Annotated in this window: 14 protein-coding genes; 5 read left to right on the top strand and 9 right to left on the bottom strand. The window is 53.4% G+C overall.

Going from position 1 to position 19,660, the window contains the following annotated elements:
- Positions 1-56: 56 nt before the first annotated feature.
- The 4 genes from JIN87_RS12730 to JIN87_RS12745 are packed head-to-tail and all read right to left on the bottom strand — an operon-like array spanning position 57 to position 3,677.
- Positions 57-818 (bottom strand): ABC transporter permease subunit, encoded by a 762-nt coding sequence (locus JIN87_RS12730; protein ID WP_200355948.1) that lies wholly within the window; start codon positions 816-818, stop codon positions 57-59.
- Positions 815-1,735, bottom strand: a complete 921-nt coding sequence (locus JIN87_RS12735; protein WP_234033400.1) for an ABC transporter ATP-binding protein — start codon at positions 1,733-1,735, stop codon at positions 815-817. Before JIN87_RS12735 ends, JIN87_RS12730 begins: the two co-directional genes overlap by 4 nt.
- Positions 1,735-2,742 (bottom strand): ABC-2 transporter permease, encoded by a 1,008-nt coding sequence (locus tag JIN87_RS12740; protein WP_200355950.1) that lies wholly within the window; start codon positions 2,740-2,742, stop codon positions 1,735-1,737. Before JIN87_RS12740 ends, JIN87_RS12735 begins: the two co-directional genes overlap by 1 nt.
- Complete coding sequence (locus JIN87_RS12745) at positions 2,739-3,677, bottom strand: ABC transporter ATP-binding protein (protein WP_200355951.1); 939 nt, start codon at positions 3,675-3,677, stop codon at positions 2,739-2,741. The genes JIN87_RS12740 and JIN87_RS12745 overlap by 4 nt, the downstream gene beginning before the upstream one ends.
- Before the next feature lie 177 nt (positions 3,678-3,854).
- Between JIN87_RS12745 and JIN87_RS12750 the strand changes: the two genes are divergently transcribed.
- The 3 genes from JIN87_RS12750 to JIN87_RS12760 all read left to right on the top strand — a co-directional run bounded on the left by JIN87_RS12750 (position 3,855) and on the right by JIN87_RS12760 (position 7,265).
- Positions 3,855-4,988, top strand: coding sequence for an endo-1,4-beta-xylanase (locus tag JIN87_RS12750; protein ID WP_200355952.1), 1,134 nt, complete (start codon positions 3,855-3,857; stop codon positions 4,986-4,988).
- A gap of 14 nt (positions 4,989-5,002) precedes the next feature.
- A complete protein-coding gene (locus tag JIN87_RS12755; RefSeq protein ID WP_200355953.1) occupies positions 5,003-6,139 on the top strand; it encodes a redoxin domain-containing protein in 1,137 nt (378 codons plus the stop codon).
- 355 nt (positions 6,140-6,494) lie between these two features.
- Positions 6,495-7,265 carry a hypothetical protein gene (locus JIN87_RS12760; RefSeq protein WP_200355954.1) on the top strand — a complete coding sequence of 257 codons (771 nt, stop codon included), beginning with the start codon at positions 6,495-6,497 and terminating at the stop codon, positions 7,263-7,265.
- A 70-nt stretch (positions 7,266-7,335) separates the two neighbouring features.
- Here JIN87_RS12760 and JIN87_RS12765 read toward each other — a convergent pair whose 3' ends face one another.
- Positions 7,336-8,364, bottom strand: a complete 1,029-nt coding sequence (locus tag JIN87_RS12765) for a DUF3500 domain-containing protein (protein WP_200355955.1) — start codon at positions 8,362-8,364, stop codon at positions 7,336-7,338.
- 107 nt (positions 8,365-8,471) lie between these two features.
- The gene (locus JIN87_RS12770; RefSeq protein ID WP_234033389.1) at positions 8,472-9,590 is read right to left on the bottom strand and encodes a DEAD/DEAH box helicase; all 1,119 of its coding nucleotides are present in this window, start codon (positions 9,588-9,590) and stop codon (positions 8,472-8,474) included.
- Between the two features lie 161 nt (positions 9,591-9,751).
- Here JIN87_RS12770 and JIN87_RS12775 point away from each other — a divergent pair, with 161 nt between their 5' ends.
- A complete protein-coding gene (locus JIN87_RS12775) occupies positions 9,752-10,156 on the top strand; it encodes a GtrA family protein (protein WP_200355956.1) in 405 nt (134 codons plus the stop codon).
- Between the two features lie 239 nt (positions 10,157-10,395).
- Here JIN87_RS12775 and JIN87_RS12780 read toward each other — a convergent pair whose 3' ends face one another.
- The 3 genes from JIN87_RS12780 to JIN87_RS12790 form a co-directional block, all read right to left on the bottom strand.
- The gene (locus JIN87_RS12780; RefSeq protein ID WP_200355957.1) at positions 10,396-12,747 is read right to left on the bottom strand and encodes a type IA DNA topoisomerase; all 2,352 of its coding nucleotides are present in this window, start codon (positions 12,745-12,747) and stop codon (positions 10,396-10,398) included.
- Between the two features lie 200 nt (positions 12,748-12,947).
- Positions 12,948-13,343 (bottom strand): hypothetical protein, encoded by a 396-nt coding sequence (locus JIN87_RS12785; RefSeq protein WP_200355958.1) that lies wholly within the window; start codon positions 13,341-13,343, stop codon positions 12,948-12,950.
- A 261-nt stretch (positions 13,344-13,604) separates the two neighbouring features.
- Positions 13,605-14,639, bottom strand: a complete 1,035-nt coding sequence (locus JIN87_RS12790; RefSeq protein WP_200355959.1) for a UDP-3-O-acyl-N-acetylglucosamine deacetylase — start codon at positions 14,637-14,639, stop codon at positions 13,605-13,607.
- 295 nt (positions 14,640-14,934) lie between these two features.
- On the opposite strand from JIN87_RS12790, the gene JIN87_RS12795 reads away from it, so the two are divergent.
- Complete coding sequence (locus JIN87_RS12795) at positions 14,935-19,590, top strand: 2-oxoacid:acceptor oxidoreductase family protein (RefSeq protein WP_200355960.1); 4,656 nt, start codon at positions 14,935-14,937, stop codon at positions 19,588-19,590.
- The last annotated feature ends 70 nt before the right edge of the window (positions 19,591-19,660 follow it).

Below are 19,660 nucleotides of genomic sequence, written 5' to 3' on the forward strand. Positions count from 1 at the left end.
TTGCTTCTTAATTCCCCTCAGAAGCGATTCGGTTACGAAAAAAGTTGGGTAATTTTCTAGGCCTCCTTCTCGCTGCCCACTACGTAGTGCGATTGGCTGAAAATGGCAGCCCCTAGGCCCAAGGCGACCGCACCGATTCCCGCGATCCACAACAGATGCCCAACCTCAAATCCTTGAGCGCCGAAAGTCACTCCCCTAAGGAGGTTCTCAGCGTGGTAGCTGACCGCGAGCTTTTGAACCCCGTTGGGAATCGAGGCGAGCCCTAGCTCGACGAAAGAATAGTAGAAAATCCCCAAAACGACGAACTTAGAAGAAAAGGCCCCAATCGCGCCCGACAAAGCCGTAAAGCTCGCCACCACGCAAACTGACACAACCCAGACCGTAAGCAGTCCTCCGACGCCAATAACGCCCAAAACCACGCCTGCCGCGCTGATTCCGATCAAGGCCGGCCCCACGATCCACATCGTTCCCAAAAATCCGCTAAGGAAAAAGCCCAAATAAAGCTCCACCTTGCTCGCCGGCCGAACCCAAAGATACTCAATAGTCCCGTCCTTCAATTCTCCACGCAGCGTCTCTCCGCCCTTGGTAAGGCAAAAGATTGGCAAAAACTTGAGAGCGAAAGCGCCAACGAGCAGTCCCTGAAAACGCTCGCGAGCCTCCGACTCGTTAAATCCGACAAGCAGCAACAAGCCGAATGTCGATGCCGCGATGATCGCGAACCGCACCAATGCCGCAGTGGTCGTCAACTCCTGAATACGCATGTAAAGCATGCCTTTCACTGCACCAAACGCAGCCTTTTCTCCGTTCGCTCCACTCATTGCGTCATCCTTTCAAAAATACTGGAAAGGGCCTGATTCTTATTCCTCACCTCAAAAACGTCTGCATCGCACCCCTTGAACAGGTTTGGCCAATTCTTGAAAAACGCCTCTGGCTCATTCACCCAAACCGTAAGCTCATCGCCCTCTGCCAAAAAGCCTCGAATCAATCCCTGGTTCTGCAGATGCGCCGCCAGACCGTTCGCGTCCGAACATCGAATCGAAATCTCGTCAGACCACTCTACAACGGTCTCTCGAATTTCAATCTGGCTACCCGACGCGAGGACACGTCCCCAATTGAGCATCACAAAGCCGCTACACAGAAACTCAAGTTCATGTAGGATGTGGCTGGATACGAGGATGCTCTTACCGTGTTGATTCAGCTCCTTAAGGATCTCCCCAAACTCAGCTCGCCCCATCGGGTCGAGACCATTCATCGGTTCGTCCAAAATCACAAGATCCGGGTCGTGCATGATCGCTTGAGCAAGCTTCACACGTTGCTTCATCCCCTTTGAATAAGTGCCGATGCGCTTTTTCCAATGGGCTCGATCCAAGCGTGAGCGATCGAGAGCCGCTTCCGCCATCGTCTTGGTCTCCTTCCAAGAAACACCGGAAATCGACGCCAAAGAACGCAGCCAGTCGATTGGGCGCAGATCCTTGGGCAATTGTTCCCGCTCCGGACAGTACCCGATCCGCGAGAGCAGTTTGGGATTGTTGCGAGGTTTCTCGCCAAAGACTGACAGACGCCCAGACGACGGAGCCAGCTGCCCCGTCACCAATTTGATAAGAGTGCTCTTTCCTGCCCCATTCGGCCCAACCAAGCCCGTAATCCCAGCCGGGATTTCGAAACTCACGTTATTCAGGCCAAGCACGACTCCGTAGAAGCAGCTCAGTTCCTCCGCTTTAACAATAGAATTCATCACGCTCGGATCCTCCTGCTAACAACTGCGATTGATATCACACAATAGGCCCCCAAAGCCAACAGAGGCAGAAAAACCTCACCATTGTCGATCGGCAGATCAGACGGGTCCATCCCGTCGCTCATCCGCCCAAAGAAACTTCCGAAAAACGGCAGCATGCCTTGGGCGTCCATCACCAAATCAAGCAATCTGAAGATTCCAGCAGACAAGCTGTAAATGGCCTGCGTCGGGCTGACGTAGTCGAATGCTGGATGCGCAAAACTCGCAACGCTAGCCACGACACTCAACGAGATCCACCCGAGGATCCAGAACGCCACCGCAGCTCCCGTCTTCTTCGCAAGGGACGAAACCAGCAACGCCAAGCAACTCAACGAAACCACCGCTATAACTCCAAGAACAACTCCTCGGATCAGCGACGGAAACGAATGGTAGAAAAACGACCAGTCAGGTGACAACAGATTGCCCAGCAACCACGATACCACTACCGGAAAAATCCAGACCACAGACAGAATGCTGGATACGATCGTAAATTTTCCGATCAGGTAATCCCAACGCGTCAAGGCCTTGCTGTTGTAGATAACGATCGCGTTGCTCGCCAAATCATTGGCGATCAGTCGATGTACGAACAAGGCCACGATAATCATCGACAAAAACGGCCCGCTAAAGCTCAGCAGATAGAACATTATCCGGTAGATCCCATCTACACAAATTTCTGGATACAACAAAGCCCAAGAAGTCAACGCGCTGAACATCGTCCGAACCTGCTCTCCGCCGAGCCGCTCCAACCAATCCAGCAAAGCGCTCTCCGGGGCCACCAACTGCCCGTAAAAGAAAAACACGCCGCTCAAAATCAAAGCCTGAGCTCCCGCCAAGACCAGGAAGATCTTGATAATCTTACCCGACAGGCAAAGTTTCAGCCCATAGCGAGCGATGGACAGTCTCCGAGCCCAAACTCCTACGCCTTCACCTTCCCAGCGACGATACTTAGCGCTCCAAGCCTTCTTCATGCGCTCGTCTTTCCGTTTCCAGTTTCGAGGGCCTGAAGAAAAAGCTCACTCAACGCGTTCGGGCTCTCTTTCACCTCAAGCGGAGAAATGCCCGCATCTCGCATGACCTCGATCAGCGGATTCAAAGAACGTTCCCCATGCACCACCTTGACGTTTCCATTATTCATTACGGAACAGCTCCAATCCTTCTCCTCGAAAAGACGCATCAGCGAATCCTTGTTCTCGGAAATAACAACCTCCGCTTCCGGCCGACGTCTTTCCTTCAATGCCGCCAGAGTGTCATGGGCCACGATTTGCCCCTGAGCGATGATCACGATTCGGTCGCAGATACGATCCACGTCATGCAAGAGATGAGAGGAAAGTACGACACTGATCCCAGACTCGCTCCAAATCCGTTCGATCAACTCCAGGATAAGCGCCTGCCCCTTCGGATCGAGCCCGTTAGTTGGCTCATCGAGAAAAACCAGATCCGGGTCATGCACCAAAGCTTGGGCAATTTTGATCCGCTGTTTCATCCCAGTCGAATACGTATCCACTTTCCGGTAACGCTCCTGCCCCATCCCCACAAAATCCAGCATCTCGTGAGCTCGCTGACGCGCCGCCTCAAAAGGCATCCCGCTCAACTCGCCACAATAGGTAACGTACTCGCAGCCCACCATCCCAGGAATATGGCAATCCTGCTCCGGCGCGTAACCAATCCGCTTGCGCGTCTCGCGGCCGAATCGGTCGATGTCTTTACCCAGCAATTTCACCTCGCCCGAATTTTTCTCTTCGAGCTGAAGCAGACACTTGATAAACGTCGACTTCCCCGCCCCGTTGGGACCGAGCAAGCCAATCGCCCCAGCGGGCAGACGAAGGTCGACTTCGTTCAAAACAGTCTGAGTCCCGTAGCTCTTTAACAGACCACGTGTCTCAATAACAAAAGATTCAGGCATAACAGCTTAAGGAGGATATCAGGAAGGTTCTCGCCCAATTACCCAGCCGAGCCAAGCAAAGTTACAAGAAATTCGAGAGAAAGCCGCCCGTTCTAGTGAAAGACCGCTCCTCGCCTCGCAAATAAGGCAAAGCTACCCATGGTTTAACCTCACAACAACACCTTACGATTTCATCAAATGAAACTCTGGATCACAACCGCCATTCTCGCCTCAGCAATCGCACTCACAGGGTGCCAGGAAACGGATGAAAACGATCCTCCCTCCCTCCACGAAGCCTTCGAAGGAAAGTTCCTAATCGGAGGCACGCTAAGCGACTCGATGCTGGAAAACGCTAGCGATCCGGGATTCGCGATCGTCTCCAAACACTTCAACAGCCTCTCGCCAGAGAACTGCATGAAGTGGGGAAACATGAACCCGCTGCTCGACCAATATGAATGGGAGTTAAGCGATCGCTTCGTTGAATACGGTCACAACTTCGGTCAGGAAATGGTCGGACATGTCCTGTTCTGGCACAGCCAAACTCCCGATTGGGTTTTCGAAGATGAAAACGGAGCCCCACTCAGCAAAGAAGCCCTGCTGGAACGTATGAGAGAGCGAGCTCGCCTCATGGCAAAACGTTGGGGAGACCGCATAAAAATCTGGGATGTCGTCAACGAGTCGATCGAAGGCGACGGTTCGTGGCGGAAATCTAAATACCAGCAGATCCTAGGCGACGAATTCACTGAACTCGCATTCCGCATAGCGATGGAAGAGCTCCCCACCGATGCCATCCTGCTCTACAACGACTACGGCATGACCGATCCAGGCCGACGCGACGCGGTCGTAGCCATGATCCAAGACTTCAAGAGCAAAGGCATACGAATCGACGGCGTGGGAATGCAAGGGCACTGGGAGATGAGCTATCCAGCGCTCTCCGAAATCGAAGACAGCCTCACCGCATTCGCCGCAACCGGAGTCAAAGTCCACATCACGGAACTCGATCTCGACCTTCTCGGACGCGGCAAATTCTTCGGGGCCAACGTCGACATCGAACGTCTCAAAGCCGATCCCGCCACCAATCCCTATCCCGACGGCAACCTTCCCCCGTCCGAAGAAAAGCGCTTCGCCGAGCGTTACGCCGAGATTTTCGACGTCCTCCTCAAGCATCACGAAAAGATCGATCGGGTTACTTTCTGGGGGGTAAGCGACTTAACGACCTGGCTCAACGGTTTCCCAGTTGAAGGCCGGACCAACTTCGCTCTATTGTTCGATCGTCAATTTAAACCCAAACCTGCTTTCTACCGAGTTCTGGAGACCGCTAGAAAGCGCTAGCCCCGTCCCCGCTTGTGAATACCCTGTCTCGTTCCGTTGCCCTCTGCCTTCTATTCATCTCCGCGAAACTACTCGTCGCGGCCGAACACCCTCGCCCGCTAGAGCTCGGCTCGGACGCGCCTGAGTTCAATCTTCCCGGCGTCGACGGGAAGGATTGGAAGCTCTCTGATTTTGCGAACTCAGATTTATTGCTGGTGGTTTTCACCTGCAACCATTGCCCAACCGCTCAATACTACGAAGAGCGTATCAAGAAACTCAGGACCGACTACAGCGAAAAAGATCTCGCTCTCGTCGCGATCAGCCCGAACGACCCAGCGTCCGTCCGCTTAGACGAGCTCGGCTGGGCAGTCAGGGGCGACTCTTTCGAGGAGATGAAAGAGCACGCAATAGAGCGCGAATTCAATTTCCCCTACCTCTACGACGGGGACGACGAAGAAGTCTCTCGCCAATACGGCCCCCTTGTCACCCCTCATGTATTCCTCTTCGATTCCGATCGTAAGCTACGATACGCAGGAGCAATCGACGACTCGGAACGTCCCCAGCATGTCACTACAAATTACGTCCGGAACGCAATCGATTCGCTGCTCTCCGGCAAACAACCAACAGTCGCCCAAACCAAAGTCGTAGGCTGCTCCGTCAAATGGGCCGGCAAAGCCCATCTCGTCGAAAACTACATGAAGAAGCTCGCGGCAGAACCGGTGGAAATCGACTTGGTAAGCCCAGAAGGCCTCACTGCCTTGAGAGAAAACAAGCCTACAGAAGGTAGCGAAGCAAAGTTCCGCTTGATCAATTTCTGGGCGACCTGGTGCGCTCCCTGCATAGCCGAGTTCGACGAATTCGTGACCATCAACCGCATGTACCGACACCGCGAATTCGAGTTCATTTCCGTATCCATGAACCGCCCAGACGAAAAGAATCGCGTCCTCGCCTTCCTCAAGAAAAAGCAAGCCTCTAACCAAAACCTGCTCTTCGATTCACCCAAACGCGAACCGCTCATCGACGCCTTCGATCCCAACTGGCAAGGCGTCGCCCCCTACACCATTTTGATCAATCCCGAAGGCGAAATCGTCTATAGCGAAATCGGCACCATCGATCCAACTGCCCTCAAAAACAAGATCCTCAACGAGCTCAACGCCCGTAAGCCCTGGTAAACCGGCTCGCGACTTCGCCAATCGAGCGAAGAGAGAGCACCCCTTTACAAGATTCCCCTAATTTCTAGCTGGAACCTCAAAGCCGACCTCACTCCGACTGTCAGTCTGTCTTACACTTTTCCTCAAAAAGGGAGAATTACTAGCTTCCGGTGCCTCAATTCCCTCTCAAGAGGAGCTTTGATTCCTACTAGAAAACAAGCTGGGAGGCATTTCCTCAAATCGCCCTTCAGGGATTCCCTGATAGAGTAGTGAATCTAAGCGATTCCTACGCATACTCCCGAAAAGGGTTTGCCCTGCCTCAAACCGAGATTCGACGATCCTTGAAACAACAAGAAGTCCAATCTCCCAACAACGCATGAAACTCAAATCCAAGCTAACGATCTTCCTCGTCGCCGCGGCAGGTATCGCACCTCTTGCAGACGCGGCAATGCTGCCGTCTTCAGGTAACGTAAAGTTTTACGACACTCCAAATAATAACCAATCAAATGGTGGTGGAGAGTTTCGTGCAGATATCTTGGAGTTTGGAACTTCCGCTGATCAATACACATTCTGCCTAGAGGTTAGCGAAAGCATTAAGCTAGATCGCAAATATCGATACACAATCGATACTGCAGCTACCTCCGGCGGAAAAAACCTGGACACAGGAACTCCTGGTCGCGACACCATTTCCAAGGGAACCGCTTTTCTCTTCGAGCTATTCGCCAAAGGAGCCCTTCTAGGTGACTGGAGTGGTTTCAGCGGTTTTGGCATCAATTACACAGCCAACCGAGTTGGAAATTCCGCTTTGATGCAAAAAGCCATTTGGGCTCTGGAAGACGAAAAGTCTTTCATTAGCAATCCCACATCAACTTCACATTACTCAGCAAACGGGAATATTTTCCTTGATTTAGCTATCGCTCAAAATGGTAGCAGCTTCACAAACGCCCGAATGGATTTTGATCCGAACACTACCGGAGTTCGCGTCATGAACATCGAAAAGTGGAGCAGACGAAAGCAAAAATGGGTCGAGGGCCAAAGCCAGCTAGTCTGGGATCCAAGCCCAGTCTCCGACTCTGGCACGACTGCTACCTTGATGCTTGCGGGACTCATCGGACTCGCAGCCATCCGACGCAAAACTCGCCAGTAGAAAGCGGCACACACTTTCCCAAAGGACGAAGCGAAAACGCTTCGTCCTTTTTCGTATCCAAATTCCTCGCTCAGTGCTGGTGAGCGTCCCGATGGGCTTTGATCAGGTCTTCGCCAAAGTCCCCGTCGAACTCACGCCAAACACAATGGATGTGATTGTTTCCGTTCTGTGTGTTGTCGTATTCGATCAAAAAACGTTTTCCCTGCACGAAGTAATAATTTCCTTTCGAGCGATCAACCGGTCCCGCCCAACCAAACCGGACAGAGCTCCAGCCGTCCTCCTGTATCCGCGCCAGCGCGACATCGCGAATATCCAAACGATTGCGACTCAAATAGCAGTCCACAATAGCGAAGAGCAACTCGCCCTGAACCGCGGTCAGCTCATCAAAAGCAATTCCCTCGATCGGCAGCGGCTTCGCCTTACGGTGAGCTCCCGTAAATATGTCGCGGGGCGCCTTGGTATCAAATATCGCCTTCTTTCTCTGCTCTGCATCGAAGCTCTCAACCAATTCAAACGCTAGATCCTCCTCCTTCGGAAGCGCCCGAAATCCTCTCCGCTCTCCCGTTGGCACTTCCGCCGGATTGGCTCCTAGGAAGGTCGGGGTCATCGAGACTCCCTCTCCCTTCACGACAGTCGCGTTAATCGAAGCATGATGCCCCTCGAACCTCCAAGCCCAGATTTCTGCACCCGGTTCACCAAAAATCCAAAAGTGATAATCCTCTGAATCCCTTTCAAAGTTGCGATCCGGCCCTTCTAAAATTTGCAGCACCGCCTCCAGCTCACGAATGTCCTCAACCGTGCGCACCCCCTGCTCGCTCAAACCTTGGCGTAAGAGCTCCAACCCCAGCCCTCGCTGAGTCTCATCCATCTCCGCTAGCACCAGACCATCTCGCTTACGTGGGACAAAGTGCCAGTTCTTTCGATTCTCGCCAAACTCTCTCTGCAAGCGATCTAAGGCATCACCCTCGACCGAATCGATCAACGCACGCGCCGCGGTCGCCATTCGCTCCCCCGTCTCCTCATGGGCAAAAATCGAAGGAACAGATATCAGGCAGCTAACTGCGAGCGCCAAAACGCGGGCAACGTGAGTTGGGTTCATTATAATGGGGATTCAGGGGTAAGTCACAGACTCAACCCTTGATCCCTAAAATTGTGAACCAAAAACGGCCCCCCCCGCAAACACTCGGTCGTGTCAGCTCGCCCTGTCTAGTCCCGCTTAATCTGGCGAAACTTGATATGGAGCTCCTGTTCGATCTCACGAACTCGCTTGAAATCGCCTTTCGTCACAAACGCCATCGAGACCCCTTTACGCCCCGCTCTGGCAGTTCGTCCGCTTCTGTGCGTGTAGTACTCGATCTGGTCCGGCAACTGATGGTGCACCACGTAGCCGAGCCCCTCCACGTCAATTCCACGAGCGGAAACGTCCGTCGACACAAGCACCTCCGTACGTTCCTTGCGGAAGCCACGCATCACTTTGTCGCGATCCTTCTGGGAAAGATCGCCTTGCAGGACGCCCACCTCGAATCCGCGCTCCACCAACGCTTCCGCAATATTTTGGGCTCCCGCCTTGGAACGGCAGAAGACCACCCCGCGCTGCCCCTTTTGAGCTTTAATGAAACGCGCAATCTCGTCCGGCTTCTCCTCGATCGTGCAAACAGTAAACCAATGCTCGATATTCTTGTTTACCGGATTTCTGCGGTCGATGGTCAGACGCTCCGAATCTGGAGACAAGTACTTGTCGATCAACGCTCGGACCCCCTTTGGCATTGTCGCCGAAAAGAGCCACGTATTGTTCGCTCCCCGCGTAAATTCGAGGATCTTGTTGAGATCATCCTTAAATCCGAGACTGAGCATCTCGTCCGCCTCGTCCAAGATAAGAGTGTCGATATTTGAAAGGTCGACTGCCTTCGCCTTCAGAAGGTCGATCAGACGCCCCGGAGTCGCCACCACGATATGCGTGGGACGCGAAAGAGCCTCAACCTGCCTCTCGATCTTCTCTCCCCCCGCAACCGCTTCGGTAAAAATTTTCGCGGTGTATTTCGTGTAGTGGAACAACTGCTTGGCGATCTGCTTGGCAAGTTCGCGCGTCGGGCTGAGCACCAAGACCTGTACCTGTTTCAAATCCGGATCGATCTTTTGCAAAACGGGCAACCCGAAAGCCGCCGTCTTCCCCGTACCGGTCTGCGCCTGACAGACGAAATCGCCCTTGTTCTGCAACAAGTACGGGATCGCAAGCTCTTGAACCTCAGTCGGCTCTAGAATGCCCTTCTCCTCGATCCCTTTGATCAATTCCGCAGATACGCCTAATTCCTTAAAACTCTTCATAACGATTGGCTTGGACTAGATGCGGTGCCGGAGCCGTTTGTCAAACTGCGACCCGACTTGGAACAGAAGTTACAAACGACCGTCACAGCAAAAATCGTTTGCCTCTAGGCCGCCCTCTCAATTACTACCGCACTTTTCCCGACTCATTTCGCAAACCCTCGATGGAAGAAACTCGAAAAACCCTCGCTCAAATCTGGCGTTTCCTGATCGTCAGCGGAATCTCGCTGTCCATCGACTACGGGGTTTACACGCTACTGAGCGTTTTAGCCGGTATGGACAGCTCCTGGTCCAAAAGAATCAGTTTCGCCTGCATCTTTTTCTGGGGCTACTTCGCCCACAAATACTTCACCTTCAGAAACCGCGGATTCCACCCGAGCGAACCACTTCGCTTTGGGCTGCTCTATTTGACCGGCTGGGTGATCAATAGCATCGTGCACGATCTCTCGGCCTCGGATCCGGCGGCTTCAAATCCCGCCTTCCTCTTCGCCACCTTCGTCTGGGCTTGCTGGAATTTCCTCGGGCAAAAGCTCTACGTTTTCCGCCGCCGCACCGTAGAAGAGGGATAGCGGCTACGAAAAGTCGCAACCCCTATCCCTCGGATCTAGCGGTAGCGCCCAGCTTGTTCAAAAACAAGACCGAGCAAAATTCATCGCTCGAAAGACAGTATCCAGTGGTCACTTACCACTAGTAAATGGATACGCTCTCAAGTCATAGACATCAGTCATGCCGGCCAAAGTAGGACGCGTATCAAGAAAACCAATCTTAATGCATGCAATCGACATTCTTCCAATAGAATGCGAGCACCTCAACTAAAGTCGAATTGTACTTTGTCGCCCTTGATTTTCAGCTTAGCGCTAAACTCTTTGCCGGCTTTCGACTTGAAGCCATCAAGCACCCCCGTCTCCCCCTTCTCAAGGAGCAGCCTGGCTTCTTCTGGAGAAATCGCTCTCTGGGCGACCTGTTTCCAAACAATGAAGCGACACCCGTTCTTCCAGTTACAGCATCCATACCCTTTTGCCCCTTCCACAATCGCGCTGGCGCAAAGCGGGCAATCGCCAAACTTCTCGCTCCCCCCCGTATCCTGAGTCGCTTGCACGACTTCATACTTGAGAGCGCCACGACTACCGAGAATCACAAATCCTAAAGATTTCTTCCCTTTATCCTCAATCGGCTGAGGCTCGAGGGTACGACCGTTGTACAACAGCTCTCGCATCAAAGCAGGTTGGAAAACAAGCCCCAAGGTTCCGTCCTTGATAACAAACTTACACCCGTCCCGCCATTTCGAACAGCCGTATCCAGTTTTGCCTCGTATGACCGGAGCTCGGCATTTAGGGCAAGGCCCTAGGTTTTTCAGGTCGACCGTCTTCCCCGCATCGTTGGCCAGAATCTCTTTCGTGTACTCGACCACATCCGACATGAACTTCGCCGGATCCTGCTCGCCACGCTCAACCTTCTTCAGACGAAACTCCCAATCCCCCGTCAACTCCGGCGATTTCAAGCGCTCATCCTGAATCAGCGAAATGAGATGCCGTCCAGAATCCGTACTCACGAGGTTCTTTTTCTTACGCTCGACGTACTTGCGTTGAATCAGCACTTCAATGATCGACGCACGTGTTGCTGGCGTGCCAACCCCCTTGTCCTTAAGGGCTTCCTTGAGCTCCTCATCATCAACGATCTTACCCGCTGTCTCCATCAAAGACAAAAGCGTCGCCTCCGTAAATCGCTTCGGCGGATTCGTCTTAAACTTCTCAATACTCGGTTTGTGCGAATTGCTCTCGCCAACTTGGAAGTCGGGCATGGTAGCCGGCTCCGCAGCCGCCTTGCCTTTTCCTTTGGCTGTTTTCTTAGCCGGACTTTTTGCAAAAAGCAGAGGATAAAGCGCTTGCCATCCTGCATCCTTCAAAACGGTTCCCCTAGCCCTGAAAGTCTCCTCCTGAGCCTTGGCTTCAACCGTAGTCACCGCCTTAATACACGGCGGGTAGAATACTGAAATCAATCGCAACAAAACAGCCTCGTAGACACGCGACTCATCCTCGTTCAGATTCCCCGGTAGATCATCCGTGGGAATGATCGCATGGTGATCCGAAACCTTACTGTCGTCCACGATTCGCTTGCTGAAGGAGAGCTTCTCCAAGTCTAGAGCTGCAATTTCCTTCTCCTTCAGAGCAGCCAATCGTTTCAATAGCGGAGCGATCGTCGGCTGCAAATCGGTCGATAGATAGCGGCTATCCGTTCTCGGGTAGGTGATATGCTTCTGCTCGTACAGGTTCTGGGCAATCCGCAAAGTCTGATCCGCCGTAAAACCATAACGACGATTCATCTCCCGCTGGAGCTCCGTCAAGTCGAAGAGCAGTGGAGGATTCGTCCGCTCGTCCTTCTGCTGCACATCGCTCACTACAAGCGGCTGCCCATCCACTTTCGCTAGCAAGGCCTTCGCGTCCTCTTCCTTTTCGATTTTCCCGCCCGTGTGCCTGAACTTGGTCTCGCGGCACTCGGTATGCAGCTCCCAAAAATCTTCCGAGTTGAAATTCTCGATCTCCGTATCCCGACCGACGATCATGGCCAAAATCGGCGTCTGTACACGACCAAGACTCAAAAGCAGATTACGCTTCCCGTATTCAACCGTGAAATACCGAGTCGCGTTCATCCCAACGATCCAGTCCGCCTCGCTTCGACAACGCGCCGCAAAGTGCAAAGTGTCGAACTCAGCGCCCTCCTTCAGGTTAGCGAACCCCTTGCTGATCGCAGCACCCGTAAGCGAGCTAATCCAAAGTCGTTTGATCGGTTTTCCCAGGCATCCCGCCCATTCAAGGATATAACGGAAAATGAGTTCACCCTCTCGTCCAGCGTCCGTCGCGCACACGATCTCTTCCGCTTCCGAAAAAAGCTTCTTTACCACGCCAAGCTGCTTCTTCGCGCCATCATCCCCTCGAGCCCGCAATTCGAATTGATCAGGAATGATCGGCAGCAGACTGGTCTTCCACGACTTCCACTCCGGACGGTACTCCTCTGGCTCCTTCAGCTCCACTAGATGGCCAAAGGCCCAGGTAACCGCCCAATCGCTTCCCGAGAGATAACCATCGTGACGTTGGGTCGCCTTCAGATGTTTGGCGATATCGCGGGCAACAGAGGGTTTTTCGGCAAGGACGACTTTCATTCGGGGAGCGGGCCGAACCAAAGAAAGCTCCCCGTAAAGTCAACGGCAGGTTGCCTGCCTGATCAAATTTTTACTCCGCCCCTAGACTATAATCACAACGGGTTAAGTACAAAAAAAGGCCTCCGGGCTACCAACCCCGGAGGCACTTCAGATCAAACAAACTAGAACTATACCCGTAATGAACTAAACCGGAGACGGGACTAGAAACGTAGCCCCCATACCCCGTTTTCCATCTTGGAAAGCTTTACCGATCCCATTTCGCTCGCGAAGATCGCCACCTTGCCTTCGGCGTTGACCTTAGGTTCCGCTGCGAGGGCGGCCTCATAGGAAGCGACAAGCGCCGAAAGCGTGTCCTTCTCCGAAAATTGTGAACTCAAATTAGCGACCAACTCCTGAACTGCTGCCTCGGAATCGGCATGCTTCGTATCGAGACAACGTTGCTTTACCAACCCTTCCCAATCCTGCTTCTTATACAATTCTACGATCGCCTTCAGCCCATCTTGCGGCGTCTCGCCTTCTGATTTGGCAGTGCCCGCGAAGGACGCGCCTATAAATATTAATACGGATACGATGGATGTCGCTAGTTTCTTTTGCATGTCTGTTTAATTGGAGGGTGATAATTCGTAACTCTTGTATCCAAAACCTGAGTGCGTCTTATCAATCCCTTCAACATGCGTGCCATCGTGGGGCTAAGCCCGCTTGCCGAAGTCAGGACCGCTTAGGGTGCGGACCTAAATATCCATTAGGATCCCTTACTCATTCGACTGCGTAACCGTGAACTTTAGAAAAAAGTCAAAAAAGATTACACTAAGATCGGCCTCTACAAACCGATCCTAGCAGCTTTCTTCGAGGGACATCTAGACTTCCACCAGAAGGTCGTGGGCATACAGAAGCTTCACCATCTCCACATCCGGATAATGTCCCCCTTTGTAGTCGATGATCTTCCCTACAAAGCGCCCTTCGTCGATCAATGCCAGCGCCGCCAGCAAATCCAGCACCGCACGATGCCAAGCCGCTTCAAGCGACTTTCCCTCGTGCATGTGCGTCGGCGTATTGCTGTACTTACTCTTCCCGGCTATCAGAACATTCTTACTGTTGTATCCAAGGTTTCGCGACTCGGGGAACAGCTTTCCGACCGTCGACACCAAAAACTTCTGACGAGCTGTCGTATTCGTACGGGCTGTCGAACCATGCAGAAAAGAACGCTCGTTGTTCACGAACCGAATACGCTGCTTGCCTATGGCATTGGGAAAATCGCGCACGCAATCGATGTCCAAAGACAAACTGCCCTCATCCGCCGGATCGATCAGCAGCACACCATTGTGCGGGGTCAGCAACGACACGCGTTCCTTCACTGTGAAGTAGCGAACCTTGCCTTCCAACTCCTTGCGGCCCGCCGAATTGATCGCTTCGACCAACTCCTTGCTGCCTTCGTTGAAAAGCGGCGGATCTCCGGAATCGAGCTTGATCAGCAAATTGTCGACGTCCATTCCCGCCTTCAGGGCGATGATATGCTCCACCAAGCGCACGTAGTTGTGCGAGGAACCGGAGCGAAGCACGATGTTACTCACGATCTCACCAGTGGTCCAGACGTTGCGAATCGAGACCTTGATTGGCAGCGAATCGGGAATATCGCTCCGCTGCAGCCACCAGCCTGACATTTCAGTCGGCTCCAGTCGCAGAGTCCTGATCGCATTCTTGGAAAACGTCCCCGGAGCGCTGACTTCCATCGGACGAGCGATCGTTCGCGGCTTTTCGATACGAGGAGCTGGCTCGTCCGCGCTCCAGTCTTGATCCACTGCCACCTCGCCAAACGCCGACATCGCCTTCTCAAGCATGCTTACGTTTCCTTCTAAAACTCGTCCGAGCCCGTCCTGTATTTGTCCAGCCATCTGCTTTGTAAAGCGTGTAACACGACAAGCTTACCGGAACTGTTCAAGCCTCATCTCTGCGTTCGAGGATTCATTTCGACGCGTTGCGAGCGAATTCATCCACAGCTGATCCACCCCCTGTCCGCTAATCTACCCACATAATTCTAAATAAAGATGTTTTATTCTTTAAAAACTGGAGCGGCTCACAATTTTCGTCACTTCGTTCCGCGGAAGTCGCAAGAAACGCAATCCGAGGTATAGTTAGCACCCGCTAAACTCGCTGCACCAAACCGCTTCACCAAGGACTCCTACGACCATGATCGCTTCTAAACCGAAATATCCAGGCATTCGCGTCACTACCAACGGCAACCAGTTGGTTTCGCTCTACACTGAAGCGCGAATCGCCGAAGCTGGCGTATTCTACCCGATCACGCCCTCGACCGAAATGGGCGAAATGTTCGAGTTCGCACGAGCGAAGGGACAACTGAACGTCTTCGGTCAACCAACTCTCGCCATCGAGACGGAGGGAGAGCACGCCGCGCAAGGAGGAGCCATCGCCCAGTCCGTCACTGGCAAACGAACCGTCAATTTCACTTCAGGACAAGGCATCGTCTACGGAATCGAGCAGTACTACCACGCCCCAGGGAAACTCTCCACCATGGTCCTCGAAGTCGCCGCCCGAGCGCTGACCAAACATGCACTCAATGTCCATTGCGGCCACGACGACATCTACTCCGCTCTCGATACAGGTTGGATCATGATGTTCGCCAAAGACGCCCAACAAGCAGCCGATCAGGCTGTCATTCTCCGAAAAGTCACCGAAAAAGCCCTAACCCCCGGGATGAACATCCAAGACGGCTTCCTGACGTCGCACTTGGAACGTACCTTCCTCAAGCACGAATCTGAACTCCTCAGGGAATTCCTAGGGGCCCCCAACGACATCATCGAATGCCCCACCGAAGCTCAAAAGCAGCTTTTCGGCCCCACGCGCCGCCGTATTCCTAAGGTAATCGACCTCGCCGACCCCGCCCTGATCGGCCCCGTTCAAAACCAGGAGCATTACATGAACGGCGTCGTCGCTCGAAGAAACAACTTTATAGAGCCCATTCTCGGCTTCATCCAAGACGCCTACAACGAGTTCGGCAACCTGACCGGCCGCCACTACAATTTCGTAACCGAGTACCGCAACGACGACGCCGAATACACCTTCGTATCTCTCGGTTCAGCCGCAGAAAACATCGAAGCCGCAGTCGATCACCTACGCGAAACCAGAGGCGTCAAAGTGGGATCCGTGCACATCAACGTCATTCGCCCCTTCCCACAAGCCGCCGTCGTTAATGCGCTTCGCGGCAAAAAAGCCTGCATAATTCTCGAACGCACAGACGAGCCCCTATCTGGCGACAACCCACTCGCGCGGGATATTCGTGGCGCCCTCACAAAAGCAACCACCAACCCGAGCTTCCCAAGTCGTGACGATCTTCCAGCAATGGAGCGTAACGAAGCGCCCCGTAACTTTTCAGGCGTTTACGGCTTAGGTTCGAGAGACTTCCGCCCAGAGCACATCATCGGCGCCTACGAATTCGTCGCCGAAAGCCGAGCCCGTCAAGATGGCAAAACCGCAGCTGACGGCATCACCTTCTTCAACCTGGGAGTCGATCACCCGTATTCAGTTTGTTCCGACGAGAAGCCGTCCCTCCTTCCCAATGATGCCATTGCCGTACGCCTCCATTCGATTGGCGGCTGGGGCATGATCACCACCGGCAAGAATCTCGCCGAAATCATCGGAGAACTCGGTACCTATGTAGCCGAGCGAGACCAGCAATTCGAAGAAGACGGCCGCCCCAAGGAAGTCGTCCACGTATCCGCCAACCCTAAGTACGGTTCGGAAAAGAAAGGAGCTCCTACAGAATATTTCCTCACAGCCGCTCCTGAACGTGTCCGAGTCAACTGCGACCTGAAACATGTCAATGTCGTCCTTTGCTGCGACCCCAAAGCCTTTACTCACATAAACCCGATAGAAGGTCTCGTCGAAGGCGGAGCCTTCGTTTGGGAATCCGCCGAGTCCCCTAAAGAAGCGTGGCAACGAATTCCCTCCAAATTCCGCCAGGAGATCATCGACAAAAAAATCCGCGTTTTCATCCTCCCCGGCTTCAACATCGCCAAACAGGCTACCCCTCGTCCCGACCTCCAGCTCCGCATGCAGGGAAACTCCTTCCTCGGAGCCTTCTTCAAAGTGTCCCCATTTTTGGATACATTCGGAATCGACGAGGATCATTTCAAAACAGTTGTCCGAGCCCAGTACAACAAGAAGTTCGGCAAGTTTGGCGATGCCGTGGTCGACTCAAACATGGAAGTAATGAACCAAGGCGGAGCTCAGCTCCTCGAAGTTCCCTACGGTCCCATAGAAGCGCCTGACTTCTCCGCGATGCGTGGCGAAATGCTACTCCCGAACACCGACTGCGGAGGCGCCTGTGGATGTACTCCCCACGCCGATCAGCCTGACGGCAACCCAATGTACCGCACTCAAGCCTTTGATTCGGAATTTCGGGCTGGCTTAGGATACGATCAACCCGCCTCCCCTCTATCTGCAGTCGGCGTCATGGCATCTGCGACCGGAGCGACCGCCTCCAAATACGGATCCCGTCGCGAAACGCCCAAGTACTACGCTGAAAACTGCACGCAGTGCATGGAGTGCATCACCTCCTGTCCAGACACCGCGCTTCCGAACACCGCACAAGACCTGCAGACGATTTTGCGTACTGCAGTCGACAATTACGTTCGCGAGCCCGAACAGCGAAAGCTCATCGCAGCCGCCATCCCAGACGTAGACGAAGCCATCCGCGATCGCATGAAGGACAACGCCAAGAAGAAGGAAGGCGAATCCGTACGCGATCTCGTAATGGAAATCGTACGACAAGAAGAAAAAATCTCCTCGGACGCTGCAGACGAACTCGACGCACTCCTAAAAATCCTCCCTCTCGCCTACCTTAAGGTACCAGCTGTTTTCTTCTCCCTCGAAAGAAAAGAAAAAGGCAAAGGCGGCATATTCTCCATCTTCGTTTCCGATCTCTGCAAAGGGTGCGGCCTATGCGTCGAGGAATGCGGAGACCACGACGCCTTGCGAATGGTCGAAGACACCGAGGAATACAACGCAGAGATCCTCTCCGCAACCGAGTTCCTCAAACTCCTCCCCGACACCAACCAAAAGTACCTTGGCCTTTACAAGGACGACGCGCCCGAAGAGTCCCGACCAGCTGCTTGGCGTAACCACATGATGGTCAATCGCAACTACGAGGCCCTCGTCTCAGGCGATGGAGCGTGCGCGGGTTGCGGAGAAAAGCCAGTCCTCCACGCGCTCGCTTCAGTCACAGAAGCCTACATGCGTCCCGTTTTCCACAAGAAGGCAGATCGACTTCTACAAAAGGTCGCTCAGCTAAGGGAGATCGGAAGCAAGAAGCTCGACGAACTGGCTGCAAGCGACACTCAAGCCTACGAAACGTGGAAGCGGATCGTCACTCATGTCATCATGGGGCTAGGTGGCGACTCAAAAGTGGACACCGACTCGCGCCTCGCAGCTCGTGGTGAGATTTCGGATACCGAGCTAGTCGACGCCATTTCCAAAGTTCTCGAAACAGAAGCGTTTAATCACAAGCAGTTGCAGTCGATAGACGGACGACTCGCCAACGGCATGTCAGTCATGGCGATGGGAGCTCACACAGGTTGCAACACCGTATACGGCTCAACACCGCCGAACAACCCACACCCTTACCCATGGCTCAACTCCCTCTTCCAGGATGGAGCGACCATTAGCTGGATGATGGGCGAAAGCTTTATGGTCGACAACGCTCGCCGCTCCATAATCCCGGAGCGCATGATCGATCACCTCCTAGACGGAGACTTGCTCGACGAAGCCTACTACTTTAACTACACGCACTTCACCGACGCTCTCATGACCGACCAAGAGATCAAGGAGCTGCCCAAAGTCTGGTGCGTCGGTGGCGATGGAGGCATGGGAGATATCGGATATCAAAACGTATCCAAAGTCATCTTACAGAATCGCCCTAACGTGAAGATGCTCATGCTCGACACTCAGGTGTATTCAAACACAGGCGGTCAAAACTCGGATCACAGCCCTATGACTGGCGGCTTCGACATGAATCAAGCAGGAGCCGCATCACAAGGAAAACTCAACGAGATGAAAAACATCGCCGAGAGTTTCCTCAACGGGCACGGCTCCCCTTACCTCGCTCAAGTTTCAATGGCCGATTCCGCAAAACTCTACACCTCGCTCCTCGAGGGACTGAAATACCGCGGTACCGCCTTCTTCCAATGCTACACAACGTGCCAGCCTGAACACGGGGTGGCAGACAACATGGCTACGAACCAAGCGACTCTCGCCCGCGAAAGCCGCTGCCTGCCTGAGTTCGTATTCAATCCGCAACTCGGCGAATCCTACCAGGAGACACTTAGCCTCAAGGGAAACAAGCATGTGGACCGTGATTGGTGGCAGGCCAAATACAGCGAAAGCGGTGAGGTCTACTCCTTCACGATCGCACACTGGGCCTGTACCGAAGCTCGCTTTCGGCAACATATCAAAAAAGCGAATCCGGAAGAAGTCGAACGCATGGACCACCTTGAGGACGTGCTTGTGCGCGTCACTCAGCAAGACATAGTCAACCGCCGTTTCACCGACCCGAAAAGCCTCGCCTACATCCCGGACTTTGGTGTCTACATCAAATACGACGCAGGAAACGGGAAGCACATCCCAATGAAGATGAGCCGCCAGATGGTTCTCTTCTGCGTGGAGCGCCGCAAAGCGTGGCGAATGCTACAAAGTCATGCCGGCATCGTGAACAAGGACTACCAGCTCCAGAAAGAGCTTATCGCAAAAGTGACCAACGGAGAGTTCAGCCCCGACTACGTCAAAGCGCTCGGACGTGAGCTTCTACAAACCGTAAAAGCTCCCGCATAGAAGAATTAAAACAACAGAGTCCGGTCCCGCTAAAAAAACCGCCCTCCACTCGCGCAGTTTCATGTCGAAC

This window comes from Pelagicoccus mobilis (assembly GCF_016595505.1).
In the GTDB taxonomy this organism is placed as follows: domain Bacteria; phylum Verrucomicrobiota; class Verrucomicrobiia; order Opitutales; family Opitutaceae; genus Pelagicoccus; species Pelagicoccus mobilis.

Bases quoted from the DNA above. Each gene is read 5' to 3' on its own strand.
- JIN87_RS12790 (WP_200355959.1), bottom strand. From the start codon at position 14,639: ATGGCTGGACAAATACAGGACGGGCTCGGACGAGTTTTAGAAGGAAAC.
- JIN87_RS12775 (WP_200355956.1), top strand. From the start codon at position 9,752: ATGGAAGAAACTCGAAAAACCCTCGCTCAAATCTGGCGTTTCCTGATC.
- JIN87_RS12785 (WP_200355958.1), bottom strand. From the start codon at position 13,343: ATGCAAAAGAAACTAGCGACATCCATCGTATCCGTATTAATATTTATA.
- JIN87_RS12745 (WP_200355951.1), bottom strand. From the start codon at position 3,677: ATGCCTGAATCTTTTGTTATTGAGACACGTGGTCTGTTAAAGAGCTAC.
- JIN87_RS12760 (WP_200355954.1), top strand. From the start codon at position 6,495: ATGAAACTCAAATCCAAGCTAACGATCTTCCTCGTCGCCGCGGCAGGT.
- JIN87_RS12780 (WP_200355957.1), bottom strand. From the start codon at position 12,747: ATGAAAGTCGTCCTTGCCGAAAAACCCTCTGTTGCCCGCGATATCGCC.
- JIN87_RS12735 (WP_234033400.1), bottom strand. From the start codon at position 1,735: ATGAATTCTATTGTTAAAGCGGAGGAACTGAGCTGCTTCTACGGAGTC.
- JIN87_RS12740 (WP_200355950.1), bottom strand. From the start codon at position 2,742: ATGAAGAAGGCTTGGAGCGCTAAGTATCGTCGCTGGGAAGGTGAAGGC.
- JIN87_RS12730 (WP_200355948.1), bottom strand. From the start codon at position 818: ATGAGTGGAGCGAACGGAGAAAAGGCTGCGTTTGGTGCAGTGAAAGGC.
- JIN87_RS12750 (WP_200355952.1), top strand. From the start codon at position 3,855: ATGAAACTCTGGATCACAACCGCCATTCTCGCCTCAGCAATCGCACTC.
- JIN87_RS12795 (WP_200355960.1), top strand. From the start codon at position 14,935: ATGATCGCTTCTAAACCGAAATATCCAGGCATTCGCGTCACTACCAAC.
- JIN87_RS12765 (WP_200355955.1), bottom strand. From the start codon at position 8,364: ATGAACCCAACTCACGTTGCCCGCGTTTTGGCGCTCGCAGTTAGCTGC.
- JIN87_RS12770 (WP_234033389.1), bottom strand. From the start codon at position 9,590: ATGAAGAGTTTTAAGGAATTAGGCGTATCTGCGGAATTGATCAAAGGG.